Here is a 10,711-nt window from a genome sequence, read left to right on the forward strand (position 1 = left end):
TTATCTTGCGGTCTCTCGTAAAACAATGCAAAATAGCAATTGCAATCGCAAGTGGACTCCAATCGAGCGAACGTGCTTCAAGCGCGAGTGCTCCAAACGCGAGGATCCCAAACGAGGGACTCCCGAAAAGGAGGTGACGACGTGGCGAGGGGGAAGCAGGCCAGCGGCCTTCTCACTCAGCAGAAAGTGTTGCGCGCGGCAGTGGCGCTCTTTCTGGAAAAAGGCTACGCCAAAACCACGACCGCCGAAATCGCTGCTGCGGCGGGAATCAGGCAGAGCTCCTTTTTCCATGTCTTTCCCAGCAAAGAAGCGCTTCTCTTAGAGCTCGTGCGCCGCATGTTCGGTGGGCAGTTCGATCTGGCCGAACAACACAACGACGGGCAAGAACCGGTCTACATGTACGCAGTGGAGACGGCTTTGCAGCTGCATATCGCGGAGCTGACCGAGCCCTTGCGCGAGCTCTATGTCATGGCGTATACGCTGCCGACAACGTCGGATTTTCTTTATCGCACCACGTCAAAGCGCCTGCAGACAATCTTTGCGGATTATCTGCCGGCGGCGCAGTCGAAAGACTTCTTCGAGATGGAAATCGCGTCCGGGAGCATCATGCGCGGCTTCATGTCCGTGCCGTGCGACCCGTATTTCACGGTGGAAGCCAAGATCAGGCGGTTTCTCGACTGTTCGCTCAAGCTTTACGACGTGCCCCAAGTGAAGCGCGAATCCATCATCGAAGCGATTCTCCGCATGGATTTGCGCACGATGGCGGAAGGCATCATCCAGAAAACCATCCAGCAGGCTGAAGCGGGGTTCGAAGCGCTCATAGCCGAAATCGAGTAATGCCCGCCGAGGAGGCGGTTCGGCCAGATCGTCAGTCATGACCACGTTCGTCATTCATGAGAAAGGTTCACCCATGAAGAAGAAAACCCTGATCATGCTCCTTGCATCGATATTCTGTATCGCGCTTTTGCCGGCGATGGCCCACGCAGCGACCCCGGATGTTTGGGACGGCAGCACTGCTTCGAGCCTTAAGGGCGGCGGGAAGAGCGAGGTCGACCCGTACCTCATATCCACAGGCGCGGAGCTCAAGCTGCTGGCGGATAACTCCCGTGCGGCAGGGCTCGGCAGCTGTTATGTGAAGCTCACGAACGACATCGTCTTGAACGACGGCACGTTCGACAAGAGCGGCGCGTTCACGAAGCGGGGGGGGTACGATAGCATCTCCGCCCAACGAATGGCTCCCGATGGGCGTGGCTAGCTGGCACATCGACGGCAACGGCCATTCGATTTCGGGCATGTACATCAATCGCAACGACGCGATGGTCGGCTTGATCAGCGAGATCAAAGACGGCGGGTACATTCAGAACCTTACCATCAAGGACAGCTACGTCACCTCATCTCAAGCGCCGAAGAGTTACAAAGGCTACATCGGTGTATTCGCAGGACAAAGCAGTAGGACGTCTTTTACCAACTGCGCTGGTGAGAACAATATCGCCGTTACGAATAACTGTTATCTCACCGGCGGTATCGTTGGCTGGGCCTATCGCAACGACGAGTTCAACGGCGTACATGTCTCGGGGTCTATTCAGGGTTCGGGCGCGCTTGCTGGCATCGCGGGACGTGCGAATGGCGCTACCTTCAAGAACTGCTGGAACGAGATGGGCATTGACAATGCCAAACCCTCGGTCGTCCAAAGCGGTGGTATCGCTGCTATGGCGGACAGCTCCGAATTCTACAACTGCGCGAATCTGGGGTACCTTCATGGCGGTAGCCGCATCGGCGGCATTGCCGGTGAGGCTCCCGGCAAGATAAAGAATTGCTACACCACAATAGATATCTCCGGCATCAAAGAGTATGGAAGCCGGAACTATGTGGCGACCCTTGCTGGCATGAACAGCCAGAACGTTGTTGTTCAGGGCTGCTACGCCGAGGATGGCTCGAGCTTTTACGACATCGGTGCAGAAGGCGAGGGCTCTTACGTCCCGCATTTCACGGGTAAAGGCAACCTCGGCGGTGGAAGAGACGGTGAGCTTCTCGATGCGCTCAACGAGAACCTCTACAGCATGGATGCCGAACCGAACCTGAACAAGTGGGTGCTGAACAGCGACGGCTATCCGATTCCTACGGGTGAGACATTCGTTGACGACACGGTGTATTACGACATCTGGCTTGACGGCGTGCGCGTGAGCGAGAGGAACGAAGCCGACATCCTCGGCGACAGGCTCGCGAGCTATGATAAGGCCACGAGCACCCTCTTCCTGCACAACGGACTCGTCGTGACCGCCGCGTACAATCAAAAGCTGCTCTACTCCGAGGGCGACATCAACCTGTGCGTCGACGGCGACGTGAAATTCCAGTCTTCTCAGAATGTCGGCACGGGCCCGTGCATCATCGACCTGGGCTCAGCGGGCGGCAGCGGCAACCTCAAAATTTATGCGCCCGAGGGTACTTCGGCAACCGTTACGGTGACCGGCAAATACGGGGAGTACGGCCTCGACGTGTCCTCGCTTACGCTCGAGGGCGACGTCTCGCTGAAGGTCAGCGCCGACAGCGCCTTTGCCTTCTGCTACACGATGACCTTCACCTCGCCGCAGGCGATGCTCGACGCCGTTTCGCGGGGCGACCGCTCCGCGATGCTAAACCACGTCCAAACCATCAATCTTCCCAGCTCGAATGCCCAAAAGCTCTATGAGGACCAGGGTAGCGGCCTCGTGCAGGTGGATGACTTCACGAAGCAGCGCAAGGTGGACGGCAATCCTTATGTTAGCCGGATGTACCCCCATATCCGCATCGCCCCAGTGGTGAGCGAGCTTGTGGACAGCCTGCCCGCCTCCTTCACCGTCTCGATGATCGAAGCCAACGAAGAGAGCAGCCTTGCCGCTTGGGTGCTGGGCGAAATCCGCAAGATCGAGGGCATCACCGAAGATAACAGTTCGGTTGTTGTGAGCGACGTGCAAGCTGCCACGGCGGGCACCTTCGCGAGCCAGGAGGGGAAAGCGGGCAGCTTCTCGGCGACCGTTACGCTGCAGATGGGCGGCGCCAGCATGACCAAGGTCATCCCAGGCACGATCGAGCCTGCTGCCTATACGCCTCCTGTTATCACGACGGGGATTAAGGCTGGTACGGTGGACGCGGAAACTGGTCTCTTTGTCGAAGCGGCTCATGCAACGCTCACCTGCGGCGATGGGGTTGTCTTCGCGGTAAGTTACGAGGCGGACGGCGTACCTGTCAAGGGCCTTCAGGGCTCCGTCTCTTGCCTCACAGAGCAGAGCCTTACTTGGAGCGAAGTTAATGGCTGCTATCTCACCCCGACCGATCCTGCCGACAGCTTCGTCTTCCCAAAGGCCGCCCGCTACGAGGTAATCTTCAAGTTCCTCGCGACAGGGGAATACGAGGCGAAGGTCGCCAGCATCGACATCGACGTTGTGAGGCGCATCCTCGCGCTCTCGAATTTCACGTTCACGGCGCCGAGTGACCTTGCCTACGACGGAAATGCCAAGGTTGCGAGCTTCGAGTTCACGGGCAAGCTTTCTTGCGACGGAGCGCAGACGATAAGCTACGTAAGCGACGGCGCCACGGTAAGCGAAGCGGTCGATCCGGGCACCTATGCCGTGCAGCTCGACGTTCAGGAGTGCGACAGCTACAATGCCGCTACGCTCGCCGATCCGAGCTGGACGTTCACGATCGGCCCCAAGCAGCTGAGTGACCTGGACTTCTCCGATATCACCGTCGTGAAGGTCTACGACGGCACCACGGATGCGGGCATCCTCGAAGGCACTGTCGGCTTCGCGGGGAAGTGCGGCGATGACGACGTCTCAATCGTGGCGACCCCTGGTCCTTATGCCGAGGGCGACGTTGATGCTGGCACGGGCAAGACCGTGACGCTCGAGCTTTCCTTGACGGGCGCCGATGCTGGCAAGTACACGCTTGCATCTCCGAGCGTCACGTTCGATCACGCTAAGATCATCAAGGCGCAGCTATCTGCATCTTCCTTCGTTGACCCGGCCATTCAGGTCATCTGGCGCGGTGAGGGCTACGGCCCGATCTCCGGCACGCTGACGGCGAACGATTTCTTCGCGGAAGGCGAGGTACCTGACGGTGCGAAGATCGTGGCGGTCGGCAAGGCGACTTCCGAGACTGTTCTCGACAGCGTGAGCGTTGTCGACGATGGGACGCTTAGCTATTCGAAGGCGGCGAGCTCTGAAAGCGCGTTCAAGACGAGCGGCTACGACGTCGCCATCGAGGCCAAAAACTACAGGGGCTCCGCGCCGCTTTCCGTGCGACAGTTGGCTCGTGCGGGATTCGATGAGGCGTCCTACGTCTCGACCTGGGTTTACGGCGAGGTTGTCGACTTCACGAAGACGCTGGACAACCCCGGGGCAAACTTCAGCTGGACCTGGACAAGCAGCGACCCCGACGTGCTCGAGGTTGTCGGCCAGTTCGATTCGGATGTCAACTCGACCGTGACGTTCAAGGCGAACGGGGAAGGGCATGCACGCATCGATGCGACGTATCTGTCCGACACCGTGGGCGGGACGACCGAGCCTGCGACGTCCGATGATGCCAATGCCGCCATCAGCGGCAACGTTGTCAAGCGCTCCCTCGAGCCTCAGCCCAGCAGCGCGAGGATCACGATCGGCGATGCGTTCCCCGATATTGCCGTGACCTATCTCGATTTCGTCCGCGATGGCAAGGTGTACTCCGCTTTCGCTGACGGCGATTCGGCGGATGAGGTACTCGAGAACGCTTATGACTACCAGTTGATCGACGCCGACGGCAACGTGGTGAGCGCCGAAGAGGCGTGCAACAAGGCAGGAGCCTACCGAATCGTCCCGATTGCCAAGCTCAAGGTGGACGAGAACAACTGGGGCAGCAAGTACGAGCTTATCGGCGGAGCCGAAGGCGCGCTCGAGGTGTTCTACCCGCCTGCGCCGCATTTCACCGACGTTGACTACAACTCCTGGTACGCGCCCGGCGTCGAGTTCGTCGCAAGCCGCGGCCTCATGACGGGCTACGAGGGCACGACGCTCTTCGGCGTTGGCAACGCGCTCACCCGCGGCGAGCTGGCCACCATTCTCTGGCGCAACGCCTGCCCGGACGAGGCTGCCTCCTACGACCCCGCGGCCGCGAAGGACACCACGGGTATCGCGGGCTCCGCTGACGGCATGTTCTACACCGCCGCCGCGAACTGGGCCGTCGAGAAGGGCGTCATCACCGGCATCGAGCGCCCGGGCGGCGCGCTCGACTTCGCCGCCGACGAGCCCGTGACCTTCGAGCAGCTGGTCACGATCCTGGGCCGTCTCGGCGCCGCGCCGGGCGAGCTCGAGGCCGCGGGCTCCGACCTGTCCGCCTTCGTGGACGGCGCCGACGCGAGCGAGTGGTCGGCGCCCTACCTCAAGTGGGCCGCCGACAAGGGGCTCGTCGAGGGCTACGACGACCCTTCGGGCAAGCGCCTCGCCCCCGGCGAGAACGCAGCCCGCGAGCGCGCGGCGACCGTGCTCATGCGCGCCTTCTACCTGGGCGTTTTGAAGTAAGATGACCATCTGGCGCCGCTGGATCCCCGGCGGCGCCTTTGCGCCCGTGCGCGTCCTGGCTGGGCGCTTCGTGCCCGGAGGTGCCTCTGCTCTGGCGTCGCCGCTTACGCCGGGCTTCCCGAAAAAGTACACTCCAAAAGGAAGATTTCGGCACAAAAACCGAGGTATCCCACGGGGAGTGCGTAGTGGCGAGAGAGCCCTCGTGCCGGACGTTTCTGTGACCTGGCGTTTTTTCTCGAAAGTGATCCATCATCTCGCAGCAGCCTCCCGAGAAGGGGCTTCGTCCGTGGGATACCTCGGTTTTTGTGCCAGAATCGCCACGTTTCGCTGTACTTTTTCGAAACGCTGAGGGGGAAACGCCCGGGTGCCAAGGATCCCGCGCAAAGGAACCTCGCGCCAAGGATGCCCGCAAAGGGGGCGTGTCTCCTCGCGTCAACTCTGCCCCCACTTAGTGAGGGTGCGTCTTTTCCGCCATATATCTCCCCACTTGGCGGGAGTTTCTCTTTACGTTACCTCTCTCCCCACTTGGCGGGGATTTCTTCTTGCGTCACCTCTCCCTCTTGGCGAGGTGCGTCTCTTTATGGCGCTTATCTCCCCATGTTGAATATCTTCCCAAATTTAAGAATAATGTGGAGTAAAATTGAATCGTTACGAACGTTATTTATACACCTGTTAGCAAGTGTGAAAGCAAGTCGGCTCTTGTGGCCGCGCAGACCGTTCTTCTCGTGAAGGGGTCGCATGGCGCTTGCATTCAAATGGGCTCAAATTTACCATGAACTGCTGACGCAAAGAATCGAACTGCCGCATCCAAGCGGCTTCGAACTGGGATATCCCCAGTTTTGGAAAGGAATTTTGAACGTGAAAACTCGTGTTACCGAACTCCTGGGCATTGAGGTGCCTATCATTCAGGGTGCCATGGCGCGCATCGCGGACGCGAGCCTTGCGGGCGCGGTCAGCGAAGCGGGCGGCCTTGGCATCATCGCCTGCGGCGGCGCGCCGCTCGATTGGGTGCGCGACCAGGTGGAAGCCGCGCGCAAGATCACGTCGAAGCCGCTTGGCGCGAACGTGATGCTCATGGACTCCAATGCCGCCGAGCTCGCGAAGCTGCTCGTCGACCTGGAGATCGACGTGGTCACCACGGGCGCCGGCAGCCCTGCGAACTATATGGAGATGTGGAAGGCTGCGGGCATCAAGGTCATTCCCGTCGTCGCATCGACCGCCCTTGCGACTCGCATGGAGCGCCTCGGCGCCGACGCCGTCGTGGCGGAGGGCACCGAATCGGGCGGCCATGTGGGGGAGCTCACCACGATGGCGCTCTTGCCTTCGGTGACTGACGCGGTGTCTATCCCCGTCATCGGCGCAGGTGGCATTGCGGACGGCCGCGGCATCGCCGCCGCTTTCGCGCTCGGCGCCGAGGGCGTGCAGATGGGCACGCGCTTCCTCACGGTGGACGAGTGCACCGTTGCCGACGCGTACAAGGAAAAGATTCTCTCCGCGAAGGATTCCGACACGATCGTTACCGGCCGCGGGTCGGGCCATCCGGTGCGCTGCCTCAAGAACAAGTTCGCTCGCTCGGTGAAAAAGCTCGAGGGCGACCTCGCGAAGAACGGCGACGAGCTCGAGCGCATGTACGTGGGCTCGCTGCGCCGCGCCGTAGAGGGCGATGTGGACAACGGCACCATCATGTCCGGCCAGATCGCAGCCGTGGTGCATGAGCGCAAGAGCGCGAAAGAAGTCATTTCCGAGCTCATGAGCGAGGCGGAAGCGCTCGGCGGGTGCACGCTCCAGCAGATGGCCGACGCGAACGCCGAGCGCCGCCGCTTGGGCTTGTAGTCGCGGTGGAGGAAGGTATCGATCGCATGAATCCCGTATTCCTGTTCTCTGGCCAAGGGTCGCAAAAGCCCGGCATGGGCGCCGACTTGATGGGCCTCCCCGAGGTGGCTTCGTCGTTCGAATGCGCTTCTGACGTGCTCGGATACGACCTCGCCGACCTGGTGGCCACGGCATCCCCCGAAAAGCTCAACGACACGCGCTACGCGCAGCCGGCGCTTTGCGTGCTCTCGGTCGGCATCGCCCGCGCCCTCATGGCTCGCGGCGTGGTGCCGGCAGCCGTGCTCGGCTTCTCGCTCGGCCAGGTGTCCGCGCTCGCCGTCTCCGGCATGCTCTCCGAAGAGGAAACCTACCGCTTCGTGAAGGTGCGCGCCGAATTCATGGCAGAGGCTTCGAGTGCCCATGCGGGCGTTATGAGCGCGCTGCTCAAGGCTGACGATGAAGCTGTCCGCGCCGTGTGCGAGTCGTGCGCCCAGGGCGACGTGCTCGTTCCTGCAAACTATAACAGCCCAGGTCAGATTGTCATTTCGGGTGCGCCTGATGCCGTTGCGCGCGCAGAAGAGGCATGGGCTGCCGAGGGCAAGCGTTTCGCGCGCCTTGCCACGTCGGGCGCCTTCCACAGCCCGCTTATGGCAGACGCGGCCGAAAAGCTATCCGAGTACCTGGCGGGCGTCGAGTTCAGTGAGCCCGTCATCCCGCTTATCTGCAACGTCGACGCGTCGCCGCTTTCCGCTGCCTGCGCCCGTGAGCATCTCGCGGAACACCTTACGCACCCGGTCCGCTTTCAGCAAAGCGTCGAGGCGCTCGAGGAGCAGGGCCACACAACGTTTTGGGAAGTCGGCTTCGGCGGCGTGCTCGAGAACCTTGTCAAGCGAATCGACCGTAAGGCGTCGCGTGCCTGCGTGCAGGACCTGGCAAGCTTCGACGCGGCGCTCGAATCGCTTGCGCCCGACGCAAGCTAAAACACCCGTCCATTAGTTGGGAAGTGAGCAAAACCCATGGCTGAACAGGTCAAACCCGAGCGCAAAGGAGCGCTTGTCACCGGATCGAGCCGCGGCATCGGCCGCGCGATCGCGCTTTCGCTCGCCGAGGCGGGCATGAACGTGTGCGTGAACTGCTCGAGCGAGAGAAGTCTTCCTGCCGCGCAGGAGCTTGCCGCGCAGATTTCGGCCACCTACGGCGTGAAGTCGCTCGCCCTCGTGGGCAACGTCGCGTCGGCGGAAGAGGCGCAGACGCTCGTGGAATCCGCGCACGCCGCTTTCGGGCGGCTCGACGTCCTCGTGAACAACGCGGGCATCACGCGTGACGGGCTCGTGGCGCGCATGAAGGAAGAAGACTTCGACGCGGTGATCGACGTGAACCTGAAGGGCACGTTCAACTGCTGTAAGGCAGCCACGAAGATCATGATGAAGCAGCGCTCGGGCCGCATCGTCAACATGTCGAGCGTCGTGGGCGTGGCGGGCAACGCCGGTCAGGCGAACTATGCGGCGTCGAAGGCGGGCGTGATCGGTATCACGAAGTCGCTTTCCCGCGAGCTTGCGGCGCGCAACGTCACGGTGAACGCCGTGGCGCCTGGGTTCATCGAGACCGACATGACTGACGCGCTTTCCGACAAGCAGCGCGAGGCGATTTCCTCGCGCATCGCATGTGGGCGCCTCGGCCAGCCCGAGGACGTGGCAAATCTTGTGAAATTCCTGGCCAGCGACGAGGCTGGCTACATTACCGGCCAGGTTATCTGCATCGACGGAGGTATGGCGCTATGAGCGAGGCAAACGTGAACACCAAGCGACCCGACGGATCGAACCGCGTCGTGATTACCGGCATGGGCGCGATCACGCCCGCGGGCGTCGGCGTGGAGGCGCTGTGGAAGGCGGTCATGGGCCGTGAATGCTGCATCCGCCCCATCGAGCGCTTCGACACGACCGACTACGAGGTCTACAATGCCGGCGAGATCTGCGGCTTCGACGCCACCGAGCACGGTCTTACGAAGAAGGAGTCGCGCCGCTTCGAGCGCTTCGTGCAGTATGCGATCGTCGCTTCCGACGAGGCGATCGCGCAGGCGGGGCTTTCCATGGAGGATGAGGACCCCTCGCGTGTGTCCGTCGTCTTCGGTAGCGGCATCGGCGGTATCGACGAGCTCGAAAGCGGCTTCAAGACGCTGTTCGAGAAGGGGCCTAAGCGTGTGAGCCCGCTGTTCGTGCCCACGATGATCGGCAACATCGCCGCAGGCAACCTGGCGATTCGCTACGGCATGAAGGGCGAGTGCATCAACGTCGTCACCGCGTGTGCGACGGGCGCCCACTGCATTGGGCAGGCTGTGCGCGATATTCGCCACGGCTACACCGACGTGGCGCTTGCGGGCGGTGCGGAGGAAAGCGTGAACCCCATCTGCATCGCGGGCTTCGCGAACCTCGGCGCTCTTTCGCGCGAGGAGGACCCCCTGCGCGCTTCCCGTCCGTTTGACCTCAACCGCGAGGGCTTCGTTGCCGGCGAAGGCGCGGGCGCGGTTGTCTTGGAGTCGCTCGAGCATGCCCTGGCGCGCGGTGCGAAGCCCTTAGCGGAAATCACCGGCTTTGGCTCGACGGGCGACGCCTACCACATGACAGCCCCCGACCCGGAGGGGGAAGGTGTGGTCCGCGCGATGCGCATCGCGCTTGAAGAAGGCGGGTTCACCCCTGCTGACCTGGGGCATTTCAACGCGCATGGCACAGGAACGCACGCCAACGAGCTCACCGAGTCCAAGGCGCTGCGCGCACTGTGCGGCGAAGAGGCGGGCCTTAAGGTCCCCGTGTGCTCGGTCAAGGGCACGACGGGCCACACGCTCGGTGCGGCAGGCGCGGTCGAGGCGATCGTCACGGCGCTTTCCGTCGCGAACGATTGCGTGCCGCCGACGGCCGGCTTCGAAACGCCCGACCCCGAGGCTCCCGCCAACGTGCTCGCCGAGCCGCTTGAGAACTACAAGCAGAAGGTGGCGCTGTCGAACTCGCTCGGCTTCGGCGGGCACAACGCGTGCCTTGCCATCTCGCCGTACGAGGTTGCGGCGGAATAGAGGCGCTCGCTGCTCGCGCATTTGCGAACCGCGAGCAGCGCTGCCTCGGGCTTGCGGCCCGCGCTTGCGAAAGAGAAAGGTTCTTCTTGATGGATATTCAGTTCCCTTGCGGTCGCGAGGACATCGAGCGGGTGCTCCCGCATCGCGACCCCTTCGTGTGGATGACGCGTGTGGTGGAATGCACGCCGGGCACCTCGATCACGGCCGAGCTCGACGTCGACCCCGACCTGCCGCTGTTTCGCGGCCACTTCCCGACGCACCCGGTGCTGCCGGGCGTCATCATCATGGAGGCGCTCGCGCA

7 protein-coding genes and 1 pseudogene are annotated in these 10,711 nt (G+C 62.1%); all 8 read left to right on the forward strand.

The annotated features are described in order from the left end of the window. Positions 1–141: 141 nt before the first annotated feature. Positions 142–837, forward strand: a complete 696-nt coding sequence (locus Q0I65_RS07950; protein ID WP_296062117.1) for a TetR/AcrR family transcriptional regulator — start codon at positions 142–144, stop codon at positions 835–837. Between the two features lie 73 nt (positions 838–910). Then, the gene (locus Q0I65_RS07955) at positions 911–1,255 is read left to right on the forward strand and encodes a hypothetical protein (protein ID WP_296062119.1); all 345 of its coding nucleotides are present in this window, start codon (positions 911–913) and stop codon (positions 1,253–1,255) included. Next, entirely contained in the window at positions 1,242–5,531 is a 4,290-nt protein-coding gene (locus Q0I65_RS07960) for an S-layer homology domain-containing protein (protein ID WP_296062122.1), read from the forward strand. Before Q0I65_RS07955 ends, Q0I65_RS07960 begins: the two co-directional genes overlap by 14 nt. A gap of 852 nt (positions 5,532–6,383) precedes the next feature. Beyond that, entirely contained in the window at positions 6,384–7,364 is a 981-nt protein-coding gene (locus Q0I65_RS07965) for a nitronate monooxygenase (RefSeq protein ID WP_296062125.1), read from the forward strand. Positions 7,365–7,390: 26 nt separating this feature from the next. After that, positions 7,391–8,323 (forward strand): ACP S-malonyltransferase, encoded by a 933-nt coding sequence (gene fabD, locus Q0I65_RS07970; RefSeq protein ID WP_296062128.1) that lies wholly within the window; start codon positions 7,391–7,393, stop codon positions 8,321–8,323. Between the two features lie 36 nt (positions 8,324–8,359). After that, complete coding sequence (gene fabG / locus Q0I65_RS07975) at positions 8,360–9,124, forward strand: 3-oxoacyl-[acyl-carrier-protein] reductase (RefSeq protein WP_296062133.1); 765 nt, start codon at positions 8,360–8,362, stop codon at positions 9,122–9,124. Further along, positions 9,121–10,410, forward strand: coding sequence for a beta-ketoacyl-ACP synthase II (fabF, locus tag Q0I65_RS07980; RefSeq protein ID WP_296062137.1), 1,290 nt, complete (start codon positions 9,121–9,123; stop codon positions 10,408–10,410). The genes fabG and fabF overlap by 4 nt, the downstream gene beginning before the upstream one ends. 89 nt (positions 10,411–10,499) lie before the next feature. Beyond that, positions 10,500–10,711: pseudogene (locus tag Q0I65_RS07985) on the forward strand (beta-hydroxyacyl-ACP dehydratase); the annotation flags it as partial.

This window comes from uncultured Ellagibacter sp., assembly GCF_934643285.1.
In the GTDB taxonomy this organism is placed as follows: Bacteria; Actinomycetota; Coriobacteriia; order Coriobacteriales; family Eggerthellaceae; genus Ellagibacter.